Genomic DNA, 16,233 nt, shown 5'->3' on the forward strand with positions numbered 1-16,233 from the left:
TAAGGAAAGCGCAGATAAAGGATAGTAAAAAAAACGACTGGCTCGCCTGGCCGGAGAGAGTGCCAGGTTAACCAGTCGAATTTTATACGACAGCGTATGTCGTTATGCCAGTACCGTCGAAGGCGCTTTGAAAGCCAACGGCAGTTCTGCGTCGTCCTGGAAGGTCACAAATTCCCAGGCTTCCTGTTTTGCCAGGACTGCCTGTAACAATTTGTTATTCAATGCGTGACCGGATTTATACGCGGTAAACGCACCAATAATATTGTGACCACACATGAACAAGTCACCGATCGCGTCGAGCATTTTGTGACGAACGAATTCATCTTCAAAACGCAGGCCGTCTTCGTTCAATACGCGATAATCGTCAACAACGATGGCACAATCGAAGCTGCCGCCCAGGCACAGGCCGCGGGACTGCAGATATTCGATATCACGCATAAAACCGAAGGTACGCGCACGGCTGATCTGGCGCATGAACGCATCCGCAGAGAAGTTCATCGCGTAGCGCTGGCTGCTGGAATCGATCGCCGGATGGCTAAAGTCGATGGTGAAATCCAACGTAAAACCATTGTACGGTCTGAATTCAGCCCATTTATCGCCATCTTCAACCCGAACAGTCTCTTTGATGCGTACGAATTTTTTGGCGCAGTTCAGTTCATCAATACCGGCGTCAAGCAGCAGGTAGACAAACGGAGCGGCACTGCCATCCATGATCGGGATTTCCGGGGCATTAACCTCAATAACGATGTTATCGATACCTAAGCCCGCCAGAGCAGCGTTCAGGTGCTCAACGGTTGAAATCCGTACATCATGCTCATTCACCAGACACGTACAGAGCATGGTATCACGCACAGATTTGGCATCGGCCGGGAAATCTACCGGTGGATTCAAGTCGGTGCGACGATAGATGACCCCGGTATTGGCCGGCGCAGGGCGTAATGTCAGGGTGACTTTTTTGCCGGTGTGTAAACCGACGCCAGTCGCCTGAACGATACGTTTAAGTGTCCTTTGTTTGATCATCGTATAATCTCGCCAAATTACCTATCCAACCGAAGTGTACTATACATTCGGCGGGCCAGTTTAGCACAAAGAGCCCAGAATCCCAAATTCCAGCTAATTCTTAATCAGCTTGCTTACGCAGGAATGCGGGGATATCCAGATAATCCGGCTCTTTCGCCGCCTGTGGTGTATTGTCGTTAACCACTTTCGCGACCGTTTTTTGCTCCTGCGTCAGCGGCGCCATACCGTGCTGCTGATAACGATCCAACACCGGCTGCTGCACCTGTTTATTGGTGACCAGAGTGATTTCCGGACGTTTGTCCATACCAATACCGGTCGCCACTACCGTCACGCGCAGTTCATCATTCATATCCGGGTCCAGAGAAGTACCGATAACCACGGTGGCGTTATCCGACGCAAACGCGCGAATGGTGTTGCCGACGGTTTCAAACTCGTCCAGACGCAGGTCGAAGCCCGCCGTAATGTTGACCAACACGCCGCGCGCGCCGGACAGATCGATATCTTCCAGCAGCGGAGAAGAAATAGCCATTTCAGCCGCTTCTTCCGCACGATCTTCACCGCTCGCCACGCCGGAGCCCATCATTGCGTAGCCCATTTCAGACATCACGGTACGCACGTCAGCAAAGTCGACGTTCATCAGGCCCGGGCGGGTGATCAGCTCTGCGATACCCTGAACCGCGCCTTTCAGCACGTCGTTAGCCGCGCCGAACGCGTCGAGCAGGGAGATGCCACGGCCCAGCACTTTCAGCAGCTTGTCGTTCGGGATGGTGATCAACGAGTCCACATGCTTGGACAGCTCGGTGATACCCTGCTCCGCAAATGCCATGCGCTTTTTGCCTTCAAAATTGAAAGGCTTAGTCACCACGGCAACGGTCAGAATACCTAAATCTTTTGCCACTTCAGCAACCACTGGCGCCGCGCCGGTTCCGGTACCGCCGCCCATGCCTGCCGCGATAAATACCATGTCTGCGCCTTCAAGCGCCGCACGCAGCGCTTCACGGTCTTCGTCCGCCGCGTTACGACCGACTTCCGGGTTAGCGCCGGCGCCCAGACCTTTGGTAATGCCGCTACCAATTTGAATGGTCTGGCCAACCGCCGTTTTACGCAACGCCTGAGCGTCGGTATTCACCGCGAAGAATTCAACACCTTCGATGCGCTCGCGCACCATGTGTTCAACAGCGTTACCGCCGCCACCACCGACGCCGATGACTTTAATCACCGCGTCGTTGGTTAGTTCCATAGGTTCAAACATAATCTCTCTCCGTCATGTGCCTATCGCCTGAGGCCGTAATATCTGGCGGCCTCATAAAAATTAAAACTCTTTTCGCAGCCAGCTATTAAGTCGCTTGATCCACGAGCCAACTGATGCCGTAACACGTTTTTCCACTTCTGCTTCACCGTTTAAGTGGGACTCTTTCCCGTAGTGAAGCAATCCCACCGCCGTTGAGTAATACGGCTCCTGGGCATAATCCGTCAGACCGGTGATATTCAGCGGCGCGCCGATACGCACCTGCGTATGAAACACGCGCTGAGCGCAAGCAGCAAGCCCTTCGATTTGCGCCGCGCCGCCGGTTAACACAATCCCCGCCGCCAGGTGATGTTTTACCCCTTGTTGGCGAAGCTGTTCCTGTAATTGCAATATCTCTTCGTTGACCAGATTGAGCAGCTCGGTGTAACGCGGCTCAATCACTTCCGCCAGCGTCTGACGTTGCAGGCTGCGCGGCGGACGCCCGCCTACGCTTGGTACTTCAACGCTCTCGTCTTTACCGACGATGGAACCCAGCGCGCAACCGTGGCGGACTTTAATGGCTTCAGCATCGCTCGGCGGCGTACCAAAGGCATAAGCGATATCGCTGGTCACCACGTTCCCCGCGTAAGGGATCACTTTGGTATGACGCAGCGCGCCGCCAGTATAAACGGCGATATCCATTGTACCGCCGCCGATATCCACGACACAGACGCCCAGTTCACGTTCATCTTCCGTTAACACGGAATAACTGGCCGCCAGTCCGGCAAATATCAGTTGGTCAACTTTCAGACCACAACGTTCAACAGCTTTGACAATGTTTTTTGCCATATCGTTGTGGCAGGTAATCAAATGTACTTTCGCCTGCATACGCACGCCGGAAAGACCGACCGGATTTTTAATGCCTTCCTGGTAGTCAATGGCGTACTCCTGAGGAATCACATGCAGCACGCGATGTTCATCGCGCACGCGCACTGACTTCGCAGTATGCACGACGTTTTCCACATCTTCCTGCGTCACTTCCTCTTCGGAAATGGGCACCATACCAATTTCATTCTGACAGCTAATATGTTTGCCGGAAAGCGCCAGATATACCGAGGAGATCTGGCAATCAGCCATCAATTCCGCCTGGTCAATGGCGCGCTGAACGCATTTCACCACTGACTCAAGGTCATTCACCCCGCCTTTATCCATACCCCGCGATGGGCAACTGCCCACGCCAATGATATTGACCATACCGTCGGGCAGAACTTCCCCTACTAAAGCGGCAACCTTCGCGGTGCCAATCTCCAGTCCTACTACCAGTTTTCTGTCCGTCGCCTTGATCATTGTTGTTCTGCCTGTGCCTGATTCTGTTGCTGATTAGATTCCTCAGGGGGGAGCGGCGCCCAGCCAACTGCCGCACCTGAGTCATAACGCAAATCAACGTAGCTAATCCGTTTGCCATCGGTTTGCGCCTGCTGCTGTAAAACCGGATAGAGTTCTACAAAGCGAGCCAACCTTTTCATCGTATCGCCCCTGCCGAGATTGAGCTTAATACCGTTATTAAGCGTCAATTGCCAGGAGCGACGTGCGGTCATCGCCGCTTCCTTCAGAGTGAATTTATCCTTAGCCAGCACCTGCCCCATCTCGCGGTATCCCTGCAACACTTCACTCGCGCTGCCTTCCGGGCCATACAACATGGGTAAAACCTGTTTGCCGATGCGGTCTGACGGCACGCTGAAGGTATTCCCTTCAGCATCGACCATATGTTGATCATTCCAACGCGCAATCGGCACATATTCAACCAGATGAATCTTCAATTCATCAGGCCACTGTTTTCTGACGCTGGCCTGTTTAATCCACGGCAAACGCTCAATCTGGCTCTGGATAATGTTCACATCCTGCGTCATGAAGGTTCCCGGCGCGCCCAGAGCCAGTATCGCCTGACGGATATCATCGTTACGCGTGTAGTGACGCTCGCCGGTTAATACCAGCTTTGATAACGGTAAACGCTGCGCATCTTCCATCCACCCTAACACGACCCACCCGCTAACAAACACGGTGCACAGTACCGTCAGCAGGAATAAAATTCCTGCAAGACGCGTTCCATTATTGCGGCGTGAAGAAGGCGTCTCTTCATCACTGTTTCGCGTGTTCAGCGCAGCCTGCGACATATCAGTCCGCCAACTCCAGAATTCGTACCACTAACTGCGAGAAGCTCATTCCCGCCTGACGCGCCGCCATCGGCACCAGACTATGGCTGGTCATCCCCGGAGAAGTATTGGCTTCCAGCAGATAAAACTGACCATCGCTGTCCAGCATGACATCAATACGCCCCCATCCCGTGCAGCCTAAAGCTTTCCATGCCTGCAGGACGAGAGACTGTAGCGCGGCTTCCTGGGACGCTTCTAAACCGGCAGGGCAGAAATACTGAGTCTCATCAGAGAGATACTTCGCCTCATAATCATAGAAGGTTCCTGCCGGTTGGATACGAATTGACGGTAAAATTTCTTCGCCAACTATCGCCACCGTAAATTCCGGACCGCACAGCCATTTCTCAATCAGTATTTCGTCATCATGCTGAAAAGCCAATGATAACGCACCCTGTAAAGCATTTTCTTCTACTACTTTCGTCATACCGACGCTGGAGCCTTCACGGCTGGGTTTGACGATCAGCGGTAAACCCAGCGCCGAAATTCGCGCTTTTTGTTCTTCGCTAAGGCCTTTTTCAAACTCAGCGCGCGTCAGCGCGACCCACGGCGCAACCGGTAAGCCTGCGCCCTGCCACAGCAATTTACTGCGCAGTTTATCCATGGAAAGCGCCGAGGCCATCACGCCGCTGCCGGTATAAGGCAGGCCGAGCAGTTCAAGCATTCCCTGTAAGGTGCCATCTTCACCGCCGCGGCCATGCAACGCAATAAAGACCTTCTGAAAGCCCATTGCTTTAAGCTGCGCGACATCGACCTCTTGCGGATCGACGGGATGCGCATCAATGCCGCCTTCACGTAACCCGGCCAACACTGCCGCGCCGGAATTTAACGAAACGTCCCGCTCCGCAGAGGTTCCGCCCAACAGGACCGCGATTTTATCAGCCATGTTGCTCTTCCTCCTGGATTTGCGGCTTCAGCTTGATTTCAGATAAGTAACGCGCAATTTTGCCAACATTTCCTGCGCCTTGCACTAATATCAAGTCGTTACCCGTCAGCACCGGCGCTAACATTGTCGCAACCTGAGCTGGATCGGAAACCAGAATCGGGTCAATTTTTCCCCGATTACGAATCGTACGACATAAAGAACGGCTATCCGCGCCCGGAATCGGCGCTTCGCCCGCCGGGTAAACGTCCAGCATCAGCAGCGCATCGACCTGGGTCAGCACATTGGCGAAATCGTCATACAGATCGCGCGTGCGCGTGTAACGGTGCGGCTGAAACAGCATCACCAGGTTTTTATCCGGCCACCCTGCTCGCGCAGCTTTAATGGTGGCGTCTACTTCGGTCGGATGATGGCCATAGTCATCCACCAGCATCGCCGTCCCGGCTTTACCATTCACCGGCTCAAGCGGGAACTCGCCGAGGAAGTCAAAACGACGCCCGGTCCCCTGGAAGCTTTCCAGCGCGCGCAGGATAGCGTCATCGTCAATGCCTTCTTCGGTCGCTACCGCCACTGCCGCGGCGGCATTCAGGGCATTGTGGCGACCCGGCGCATTCAACGTGACATGCAGATCCGGCATTCCCTGGCGCAACAGCGTAAAGTGCCCCTGCGGCCCTATCTGCTGATAATCTTCTACGCGGACGTCAGCATCCTCGCTAAAGCCATACGTCGTGGTCTGACGCCCCACCCGCGGCAGCAACTCGCGGATGACCGGATCGTCGACGCACATTACCGCGCGACCGTAGAACGGCAGGTTATGCAGGAAGTTAATAAACGTCTGCTTTAAGTTTTCAAAGTCGCCATGATAGGTATCCATATGGTCGGCTTCGATGTTGGTGACGATCGCGACCATCGGCTGCAAATGCAGGAAGGATGCGTCGCTCTCATCTGCCTCGGCAATCAGGTAACGACTATGGCCCAGACGCGCATGAACGCCTGCGGCTTTCACCAGTCCGCCATTCACGAAAGTCGGGTCCAGCCCCGCTTCGGCATAAATACTGGACACCATCGCGGTCGTTGTGGTTTTTCCGTGCGTCCCGGCAATGGCGATGCCGTGGCGAAAACGCATCAGTTCCGCCAGCATTTCCGCACGGCGAATAACCGGAATACGCGCTTCATGCGCCGCGACAATTTCCGGGTTATCCGAGGAAATTGCGCTGGAAACGACGACCACGCTGGCATCACGCACATTTTCCGGACGATGGTTAAAGAAAATCGTTGCCCCCAGGCTCGTCAACTGCTGGGTCACCGGATTCGGCGCTAAATCGGAACCACTGATCTGATACCCTTCATTGGCCAGAACTTCGGCAATACCGCCCATACCAGCACCACCGATGCCGACAAAGTGAATGTGCCGAACGCGACGCATTTCGGGCACGATGGAACGCAGTTTTGCCAGTTGTTGTGTATTCATTCTTTACGCCATTAACTCCAATACCCGCCATACTTCAAATTGCAGATGCGTTGGCTTGCCTGCAACCCAAATTATTGAGGGTAGAAAAACCCTGCGATGCAAAAGGCACCGCCACAAATTATGTCCGGGCAACCCGGCTGACTTCACTGGCGACGCGTTCGGTAGCATCCGGAATGGATACCGCGCGGGCACGCTCCGCCATGGTTAACAACGCCTCGCGCGACCACCCCGCCAGGGTGTCGGCGACAGCCTCTACAGTAAACTGCGGCTGCTCAAAAATCTTAGCTGCGCCGGCGTTTTCTAACGGCAGCGCATTCCAGTACTGCTGCCTGTCTTTATGCTGAAACGGCACGAATATCGCCGGTAACCCGGCGGCGGCGATCTCGCTCACCGTTAAAGCGCCGGAACGGCACACCACCACATCCGCCCACGCATAGGCGGCGGCCATGTCATCGATAAATTCCGTTACCTTATGCTGCGGTTGTCCCGTCCCGGCATATGCCTGCTCTACCGTGAGCTGCGCGCCTTTTCCGCTTTGATGCCAGATTGTAACCGTATCGCCCAGTCTGGCGGCAACCTGCGGCATCGTCTGGTTCAGGACTCGCGCCCCCTGAGAACCGCCGACCACCAACACGCGAATCGGGCCGTCACGACCGGCCAGACGCACCTGCGGCAACGGCAACGCCAGTACGTCGGTACGCACCGGGTTACCCACCACTTCCGCGTTCGGAAACGCACCGGGAAACGCCTGCATCACCGTGGTCGCGATTCTGGCCAGCCACTGATTGGTTAGCCCAGCGATACCGTTTTGCTCATGCAAGACGACCGGAATACCCAATGACCAGGCGGCAAGACCGCCGGGGCCGGAAACATAACCGCCCATTCCCAGCACGACATCCGGCTTAAACCGCTTCATGATCGCCCGCGCCTGCCGCCAGGCGTTAAAAATCCGCAGCGGCGCCGCCAGAAGCGCTTTTACGCCTTTACCGCGCAGACCGGAGATCCGAATAAAGTCAATGTCGATGCCATGCTTCGGCACTAAATCCGCTTCCATACGATCGGCGGTACCCAGCCAGCGAACCTGCCAGCCCTGGGCCATTAAATGATGCGCAACGGCCAGTCCGGGGAACACGTGCCCGCCGGTACCGCCCGCCATCACCATTAACCGCTTCGGTTGACCACTCATCGAGAACCTCGTGTAAACGCCTGCGCTTTTTCCAGACGCGTTTCATAATCAATACGTAATAAAAACATAATGGCCGTCGACATAATCAACAGACTCGACCCGCCATAACTGATCAGCGGCAGCGTAAGACCTTTGGTCGGCAGCATCCCCGCGGCCGCGCCAACGTTTACCAGCGCCTGGAAACTAAACCAGATACCGATAGAACACGCTAAAAATCCGGAAAAACGGTGGTCAATCTCCAATGCCTTACGGCCAATCGACATCGCGCGAAAAGCGACGAAGAATACCATTAAAAGCGCCAATACCACACCGATATAACCCAGTTCTTCCCCAATAATGGCGAAGATGAAATCGGTGTGCGCCTCCGGCAAATACTCCAGTTTCTGCACCGAATTCCCCAGCCCTTGCCCCCATATCTCACCGCGACCAAAAGCCATCAGCGACTGCGTCAGCTGATAACCGCTGCCGAACGGATCTTCCCAGGGGTTCCAGAACGAAGTAACGCGACGAATACGATACGGTTCGGCGAGGATTAACAGAATCACCGCCGAGATGCCCATCCCGATAATGGCGATGAACTGCCATAATTTCGCCCCGGCGAGAAACAGCATCGCCAGCGTGGCGACAAACAGTACGACCACCGTCCCGAGGTCAGGCTGCGCCAGCAGTAACACCGCCAGCACCAGAATCACGCCCATTGGTTTTAAAAAGCCGCGCAGGTTATTTCGCACCTCATCAACCTTACGCACCAGATAGTTCGCGAGGTAGCAGAACAGCGACAGCTTGGTAAACTCCGCAGGCTGAATACGCAGCGGTCCCAGCGCAATCCAGCGCGACGCCCCGTTAACCGAGCTCCCGACGACCAACACGATAAGCAGCATAATGATCGACGCAATCAGCATCGTCGTGCTGTATTTTTGCCAGAAGGTCATGGGCAAACGTAGCGTGACCATCGCCAGACAAAATGCCAAGAAGATATAGAGCGCATCACGTTTGGCAAACAAAAACGGATCGTTCGCCAGGCGCTGCCCGACTGGCATGGAGGCCGACGTCACCATGACAAAACCAATCGCCGCCAGCCCGAAGGTCAGCCATAGCAGCGTGCGGTCATACATGATCAGACTGTCGGCGTCTTTATCGCGCGAAGCCATCACCCAGCCTTTAAGCGCCGCAAACAGCCAGGCCAGGAGGCCAAAGCCTGGTACGCGCGGCATTCTCAGACGGGGGAGAGATAAACGCATCAACCTAACTCCTTCGCCAGACGGGTAAAGACATCGCCCCGTTGCTCAAAATTTTTAAACTGATCGAGGCTGGCGCAAGCGGGCGACAGCAGCACCATATCACCCGGCTGAACGCGCGGCGCCAGCAAACGCATCGCCTCTTCCATCGTCTCAGTCTGTTGGGCGATTTCGGGACGCAGTGCGGCAAGCTGCGCGCCATCGCGCCCAAAGCAATACAGGCGGATACGGTCGCCGGTCAGATAGCGCGCCAGCGGAGAAAAGTCTGCCGACTTACCGTCGCCGCCCAGCAGCAGATGCAGCGTACCGTCCACATGCAAACCGTTTAGCGCCGCTTCGGTACTGCCGACGTTGGTCGCTTTCGAGTCGTTGATCCAACGTACGCCGTTATGCTCCAACGCCAGCTGGAAGCGATGCGCCAGACCGGTAAATGTCGTCAACGCCTTCAAACTGCTGGCGCGCGGCAGACCTACGGCATCCGCCAGCGCCAGCGCCGCTAACGCATTGGTATAGTTATGCTGCCCGGAAAGCTTCATCTCTTTCACGTTCAGCACCTTCTCGCCTTTGACTCGCAGCCAGGTTTCGCCCTGCTGACGATTAAGGTGATAATCACCCATATTGACGCCAAAGCTGACGCAGCGCTCATCGGCCCCACGAACCGGCATCGTCAACGCATCATCGGCATTCACTACGCACACTTTCGCCTTCTCGTAGACGCGCAGTTTCGCCGCCCGGTACTGTTGCAAACCAAACGGATACCGGTCCATATGATCTTCAGTGACGTTGAGCACCGTTGCCGCCGCCGCTTGCAAACTTGACGTGGTTTCCAGTTGGAAACTGGATAATTCCAGCACGTACAATTCGCGATCGGCATCCAGCAGCATCAGCGCCGGAAGACCGATATTGCCGCCAACGCCGACATTGACGCCCGCCGCCTTCGCCATCTCGCCCACTAAGGTGGTCACGGTGCTTTTGCCATTCGAGCCGGTGATGGCCACAATCGGCGCTTGCGCTTCGCGGCAAAACAGTTCGATATCGCCGACAATTTCCACTCCAGCGCTGGCGGCAGCGCTAAGAGAGGGATGCGCCAGAGCGATGCCAGGGCTGGCGACGATTAAATCCGCCGCTAAGAGCCACTCGTCGTTCAGGCCGCCAACGTGACGCTCAACCTCTTGCGGCAGCTTATCCAGACCCGGCGGCGTCACGCGAGTATCCATCACCCGCGGCGTCACGCCGCGGGCGAGAAAAAAGTCCACGCAAGAGAGTCCGGTTAAGCCCAGACCAATAATGACGACGTTTTTGTCCTGGTAATCAGCCATGATTAACGTACCTTCAGCGTTGCCAGGCCAATCAGCACCAGCATCAGCGAAATAATCCAGAAGCGCACAATCACGCGCGGTTCCGGCCAGCCTTTCAGTTCATAGTGGTGATGGATAGGCGCCATACGGAAAATACGCTGTCCGCGTAGTTTAAAGGAACCCACCTGCAGGATGACCGACAGAGTTTCCACCACAAAGACGCCGCCCATGATCACCAGCAGGAACTCCTGACGCAGCAGCACGGCGATAATGCCCAACGCGCCGCCCAACGCCAGCGATCCGACGTCGCCCATAAAAACCTGCGCCGGATAGGTGTTAAACCACAAGAATCCTAATCCCGCGCCGACAATCGCCGTACAGACAATCACCAGCTCGCCCGCATAGCGTAAATACGGAATATGCAGGTAATTGGCGAAGTTCATGTTCCCGGTCGCCCAGGCCACCAGCGCAAAGCCGGCGGCAACGAAAACAGTCGGCATAATCGCCAGACCATCAAGCCCGTCGGTCAGGTTTACGGCGTTACCCGTACCGACGATGACAAAGTAGGACAGCAGAATGTAAAACAGCCCCAATTGCGGCATAACATCTTTAAAGAACGGCACCACCAGTTGGGTCGCGGGCGTGTCTTTCCCGACGAGATAAAGCGCAAAGGCCACGCCGAGCGCGATAACCGACATCCAGAAATATTTCCAGCGCGCAATCAGCCCTTTGGTATCTTTCCGCACCACTTTGTGGTAGTCATCGACAAAACCGATAATGCCGTAGCCAATCAATACCACCAGCACGCACCAGACGTACGGGTTAGACGGGTAAGCCCATAACAGAACGGAAATCACAATCGCCGTCAGGATCATGATGCCGCCCATCGTCGGCGTACCGCGTTTACTGAAGTGCGATTCCGGGCCATCGTTACGTACCACCTGGCCAAAAGAGAGTTTTTGCAGACGAGCGATCATACGCGGGCCCATCCATAAAGAGATGAACAGCGCGGTCAACAGGCTGACGATGGCGCGAAACGTCAGATAAGAAAAGACGTTAAAGCCGGAATAATATTTGACCAAATGCTCGGCCAGCCAAACTAACATGAACCTTTCTCCTGTAACGCATGAACCACATCTTCCATCGCGGCGCTGCGTGATCCTTTCACTAAAATAGTCATCATTGGTTGCTCCTGAAGCAGAGCGTGTAAACGCGCAATGAGCGCGGCTTTATCGGCAAAATGTTCGCCGACGCCGCTGGCGTGGCTGATAGCCTGACTGAGTTTTCCGGTGCTTAACACGCGATCAATACCCGCCGCTTTTGCGGCCTCGCCAACCTGGATGTGGCACGCTTCGCTTTCTGCGCCCAGCTCGGCCATATCGCCTACCACCAGCACGCGGTAGCCGGGCATTTCAGAAAGGACCTGCACTGCGGCGGTCATCGAACCGACGTTGGCGTTATAAGCGTCATCCAGTACCAGTTGGTTTTCACTTAGCTGAATCGGGAACAGACGCCCGGGTACGGCTTTTAACGCCGCCAGCCCTGCTTTAATCGCCGTCAGCGTCGCCCCCACCGCCATTGATAAAGCAGCGGCCGCCAGCGCGTTGGCAATATTGTGCCGCCCCGGCAACGGCAGCAGCACATCAATGCTGCCCATCGGCGTTTGCAGGGTAAATTCGGTACCGTGTGACGTCACGTGGATATTCGCAGCGGTAAAGTCGCTGTTTGCCGCATTCGGCGAAAAGCGCCACACCTGACGATCGCCAATAATGCTTTGCCAGTTCAGCCAGTCATTATTATCGGCATTCATAATCGCAATACCGTTCTCAGGCAAACCGGTATAGATTTCGCCTTTCGCTTTCGCCACGCCGGCCAACGAGCCGAAACCTTCCAGATGCGCCGCCGCCAGGTTATTGACCAGCGCCGCTTCCGGGCGCGTCAGGCTAACGGTCCAGGCGATTTCTCCCTGGTGATTAGCGCCTAACTCGATTACCGCATAGTCATAATCATGGTTTAAGCGCAGCAGCGTTATCGGCACGCCGATGTCGTTGTTAAAATTACCTGCGGTATACAAAGTATTTCCGCACTGGCTAAGAATCGCGGCGGTCATCTCTTTGACCGAGGTTTTGCCGGACGAACCGGTCAACGCCACCACCCGCGCCGGTACCTGCATACGTACCCAGGCGGCCAGTTGGCCAAATGCCTGACGCGTGTCTTTTACAATCACCTGCGGAAGATCGATATCCAGAGGACGACTGACCAGCAGGGCGCCAGCGCCGTTCGCTTTTGCTTTATCAGCAAAATCATGCGCATCAAAGCGTTCCCCTTTCAGCGCCACGAACAGGCATCCCGGCGTCACTTTCCGTGTGTCGGTAATGACCGTATCGAGCGTGAGATCCGCCCCGCGGTGTTCGGCGCCAAGGACATCGGCAATTTTGCTGAGCGTTACGCTAATCATGCGATCACCCCCAGCAAACGCGCTGCGGTCACGCGGTCTGAATAATCAAGACGCTGCGTGCCGACAATCTGGTAATCCTCGTGCCCTTTACCTGCAATCAGCACGACGTCATTGTCTTTTGCCTGCATAATGGCATTGGTTACCGCCTCAGCGCGGCCTTCCATTACCCTGACCTGCCCGGCGTCCAGCATTCCGGCCAGAATATCGTTGATAATGGCGCGCGGCTCCTCGGTACGCGGGTTATCGTCAGTCACCACGACGATATCCGCGAATTCTTCGGCAATGGCCCCCATGAGTGGGCGCTTACCTTTGTCACGATCCCCGCCACAGCCAAAGACGCACCACAATTTTCCGGCGCAGTGCAGGCGCGCCGCCTGCAACGCTTTTTCCAGCGCATCCGGCGTGTGCGCGTAATCCACCACCACCGTCGGTTTGCCTGGCGCAGTGAACACTTCCATACGCCCGCAAACCGGCTGCAAACGCGCAGCGGTTTTCAGCAAATCCGTTAACGGATAGCCCAGCGCCAGCAGCGTCGCCAATGCCAGCAGTAAGTTGCTGACGTTAAACGCGCCCATCAGGCGGCTTTCGATTTCGCCTTCACCCCAACTTGAAGCAAAACGAATCGTCGCTCCGCGGTCGTGGTACTCCACCGCCTCCGCTTTCAGCCAACGACCGTGACAGTTAGGGTTGATATGCCCTTCCATTGATACCGCGACCGCATCGGGTAGCGATGCCAGCCAGCGGCGTCCAACTTCATCATCGGCGTTGACGATTGCCTGACCGTGATGGTGGGTGGAATAAAGCATCCATTTTGCCGCCTCGTAATGCGCCATATCGCCATGATAGTCGAGATGGTCGCGGCTCAAATTAGTAAACACGGAGGCGGCAAATTTCAGCGCCGCCACGCGATGCTGCACCAGGCCGTGAGAAGAGACTTCCATCGCGCCGAAGGTCGCGCCCTGCGCAACCAGACTGGCCAGCACATGCTGAACATCCACAGCGGAACCGGTTGTGTTCTCCGTCGGGATCACTTTACCCAACAGTCCGTTGCCTACCGTTCCCATCACTGCGCTGGTTTCGCCGAGCAACTGGCTCCACTGCGCCAGTAGTTGGGTGGTGGTGGTCTTGCCATTGGTGCCGGTCACCGCCACCAGACGCATGTTTTCAGATGGCTCATGGTAAAAGCGGCCCGCCAGCGCAGATAAACGCTCATTGAGCTGGCTGAGATAGACAACCGGTACGCCGTGCATTTCGCGAATCTCACCGTCGGTCGCCTCGTCTTTCGCCTCTACAATAATGGCAGCTACGCCTTGCGCTATCGCCTGCGGGATATATCGACGCCCGTCCGCCTGATGACCCACCACTGCCACAAAGAGATCGCCCGCCGCAGCCACACGGCTGTCGAGCGTCATCTCTCGCAGTTCTCGCGCGGGTAGTCCAGCCACCCACGGAGCAAGAAGGTCGCGCAAATTACGATCTGCCACCTGTTCCCTCGCCTTGATTAATTACGAATTCATTTTTTTCGCCCGTTGCCAGCGCGTCCGGTTCGATGTTCATGGTGCGCAGAACGCCGCCCATGATGGCACCAAATACCGGCGCGGAAACGGCGCCGCCGTAGTATTTACCCGCCTGCGGATCGTTGATGACAACCACCAGCGCGAAGCGCGGCTGACTCGCAGGCGCGACGCCTGCGGTGTAAGCAATGTATTTGTTGATGTAGCGACCGTCCGGCCCCACTTTTTTCGCCGTACCGGTTTTAATCGCGATACGGTAGCCTTTAATTGCCGCCTTCACGCCGCCGCCGCCCGGCAGCGCCACGCTTTCCATCATATGCACCACGGTGCGTACGGTGGATTCAGGGAAGATGCGTTCGCCGGGTACAGGCGGATCAACTTTGGTAATCGACAGCGGGCGATAAATGCCATAGCTGCCGATCGTTGCATAGGCTCGCGCTAACTGTAACGGCGTTACCATTAGCCCGTAGCCGAAAGAGAAGGTGGCCCTCTCTATGTCGGACCACCGTTGTTTTTGAGGATATAAGCCACTGCGTTCTCCGACCAACCCCAAATTGGTCGCCTTTCCTAGCCCAAAACGTGAGTAAGTATCTACTAACGCTGAGGACGGCATCGCTAACGCCAGTTTGGATACACCGACGTTACTCGACTTCTGTAGAACCCCGGTCAGGGTTAATTCGCTGTAGCGCGCCACGTCTTTAATTTCGTGGCCGTTAATTCGGTATGGAACGGTATTCAACACCGTATTTTCGTTGACGATACCGCGCTGAAGCGCAGTCATCACCACCATCGGCTTAACCGTAGAACCTGGTTCAAACACGTCGGTGATGGTACGGTTACGCATCGCGTCTTTCGGCGTACCGGCAAGGTTGTTGGGGTTATAGGAAGGGCTATTCGCCATCGCCAGTACTTCACCGGTATTGACATCGACCAGCACCGCGCTACCGGATTCCGCCTTGTTAAACGCCACCGCGTTGTTCAGTTCGCGGTAAACCAGCGCCTGTAAGCGTTCATCAATGCTTAACGCCAGGTTGTGCGCTGCCTGACTATCAGTGGAGGAGATATCTTCAATCACGCGGCCATAGCGGTCTTTACGCACGATTCGCTCGCCAGGCTGACCGGTAAGCCACTTATCAAAGCTCTTTTCAACGCCTTCAATCCCCTGACTGTCGACGTTGGTAAAACCGATGAGGTGAGCGGTTACTTCTCCTGACGGGTAGTAGCGGCGGGACTCTTCACGCAAATGAATGCCCGGCAGTTTGAGTTTTTTGATGTAGTCCGCCATGTCAGGATTTACCTGGCGCGCCAGATAAATAAAACGCCCTTTCGGGTTGGCGTTGATACGGGCGGAGAGCTGATCGAGCGGGATATTGAGCGCAGTAGAAAGCGCTTTCCAGCGATCGCCAACGCTGATGCCGCCGGCGTCATGAACTTCTTTCGGGTCGGCCCAGATCGCCTTAACCGGTACGCTGACCGCCAGTGGACGCCCGGAACGGTCGGTAATCATACCGCGTGAGGTAGAGACTTCCTGAACACGCAGCGAACGCATATCACCCTGACGCACCAGCATATCCGGGGCGATAATCTGTAGCCACGCCGCGCGTCCAAGTAAAAAAACCAGCGCCAGTAAAATACAGCCGCACAGCAACGCAAAACGCCAACTGATGAAGTTGGTCTGTTCTTCCTGGCGTTTCGATTTTTGCGTTTTTGCCGCTGCTTTCATGCGT

13 protein-coding genes are annotated in these 16,233 nt (G+C 55.7%); all 13 read right to left on the reverse strand.

Features of this window, described 5'->3' with window-relative positions; genetic code table 11:
- Window positions 1-102 precede the first annotated feature (102 nt).
- Window positions 103-1,020: a UDP-3-O-acyl-N-acetylglucosamine deacetylase gene (lpxC, locus tag J4685_RS15675; RefSeq protein WP_000595490.1), complete on the reverse strand. Its 918-nt coding sequence runs from the start codon at window positions 1,018-1,020 to the stop codon at window positions 103-105.
- Window positions 1,021-1,120: 100 nt separating this feature from the next.
- Complete coding sequence (gene ftsZ / locus J4685_RS15680) at window positions 1,121-2,272, reverse strand: cell division protein FtsZ (RefSeq protein ID WP_000462785.1); 1,152 nt, start codon at window positions 2,270-2,272, stop codon at window positions 1,121-1,123.
- Window positions 2,273-2,332: 60 nt separating this feature from the next.
- On the reverse strand, window positions 2,333-3,595 hold the full coding sequence (ftsA, locus tag J4685_RS15685) for a cell division protein FtsA (protein ID WP_000588463.1): 1,263 nt from the start codon (window positions 3,593-3,595) through the stop codon (window positions 2,333-2,335).
- The gene (gene ftsQ, locus J4685_RS15690) at window positions 3,592-4,422 is read right to left on the reverse strand and encodes a cell division protein FtsQ (protein WP_000075728.1); all 831 of its coding nucleotides are present in this window, start codon (window positions 4,420-4,422) and stop codon (window positions 3,592-3,594) included. Before ftsQ ends, ftsA begins: the two co-directional genes overlap by 4 nt.
- Window position 4,423: 1 nt before the next feature.
- Window positions 4,424-5,344, reverse strand: coding sequence for a D-alanine--D-alanine ligase (locus J4685_RS15695; protein ID WP_000763895.1), 921 nt, complete (start codon window positions 5,342-5,344; stop codon window positions 4,424-4,426).
- Complete coding sequence (murC, locus tag J4685_RS15700; RefSeq protein ID WP_001096078.1) at window positions 5,337-6,812, reverse strand: UDP-N-acetylmuramate--L-alanine ligase; 1,476 nt, start codon at window positions 6,810-6,812, stop codon at window positions 5,337-5,339. The genes J4685_RS15695 and murC overlap by 8 nt, the downstream gene beginning before the upstream one ends.
- Before the next feature lie 118 nt (window positions 6,813-6,930).
- Entirely contained in the window at window positions 6,931-7,998 is a 1,068-nt protein-coding gene (murG, locus tag J4685_RS15705) for an undecaprenyldiphospho-muramoylpentapeptide beta-N-acetylglucosaminyltransferase (RefSeq protein ID WP_000016620.1), read from the reverse strand.
- Window positions 7,995-9,239, reverse strand: coding sequence for a cell division protein FtsW (ftsW, locus tag J4685_RS15710; RefSeq protein ID WP_001239801.1), 1,245 nt, complete (start codon window positions 9,237-9,239; stop codon window positions 7,995-7,997). The genes murG and ftsW overlap by 4 nt, the downstream gene beginning before the upstream one ends.
- A complete protein-coding gene (murD, locus tag J4685_RS15715; RefSeq protein WP_000796443.1) occupies window positions 9,239-10,555 on the reverse strand; it encodes a UDP-N-acetylmuramoyl-L-alanine--D-glutamate ligase in 1,317 nt (438 codons plus the stop codon). The genes ftsW and murD overlap by 1 nt, the downstream gene beginning before the upstream one ends.
- A gap of 2 nt (window positions 10,556-10,557) precedes the next feature.
- Window positions 10,558-11,640 carry a phospho-N-acetylmuramoyl-pentapeptide-transferase gene (mraY, locus tag J4685_RS15720; RefSeq protein ID WP_000964137.1) on the reverse strand — a complete coding sequence of 361 codons (1,083 nt, stop codon included), beginning with the start codon at window positions 11,638-11,640 and terminating at the stop codon, window positions 10,558-10,560.
- Window positions 11,634-12,992: a UDP-N-acetylmuramoyl-tripeptide--D-alanyl-D-alanine ligase gene (gene murF / locus J4685_RS15725; RefSeq protein ID WP_000626636.1), complete on the reverse strand. Its 1,359-nt coding sequence runs from the start codon at window positions 12,990-12,992 to the stop codon at window positions 11,634-11,636. The genes mraY and murF overlap by 7 nt, the downstream gene beginning before the upstream one ends.
- Complete coding sequence (gene murE / locus J4685_RS15730) at window positions 12,989-14,476, reverse strand: UDP-N-acetylmuramoyl-L-alanyl-D-glutamate--2,6-diaminopimelate ligase (RefSeq protein ID WP_000775086.1); 1,488 nt, start codon at window positions 14,474-14,476, stop codon at window positions 12,989-12,991. The genes murF and murE overlap by 4 nt, the downstream gene beginning before the upstream one ends.
- The gene (ftsI, locus tag J4685_RS15735; RefSeq protein WP_000642233.1) at window positions 14,463-16,229 is read right to left on the reverse strand and encodes a peptidoglycan glycosyltransferase FtsI; all 1,767 of its coding nucleotides are present in this window, start codon (window positions 16,227-16,229) and stop codon (window positions 14,463-14,465) included. Before ftsI ends, murE begins: the two co-directional genes overlap by 14 nt.
- Window positions 16,230-16,233 lie beyond the last annotated feature (4 nt).

Origin of the sequence: Salmonella sp. 32100201201700099SM, from assembly GCF_017572645.1 — a bacterium.
Taxonomy (GTDB): domain Bacteria; phylum Pseudomonadota; class Gammaproteobacteria; order Enterobacterales; family Enterobacteriaceae; genus Salmonella; species Salmonella enterica.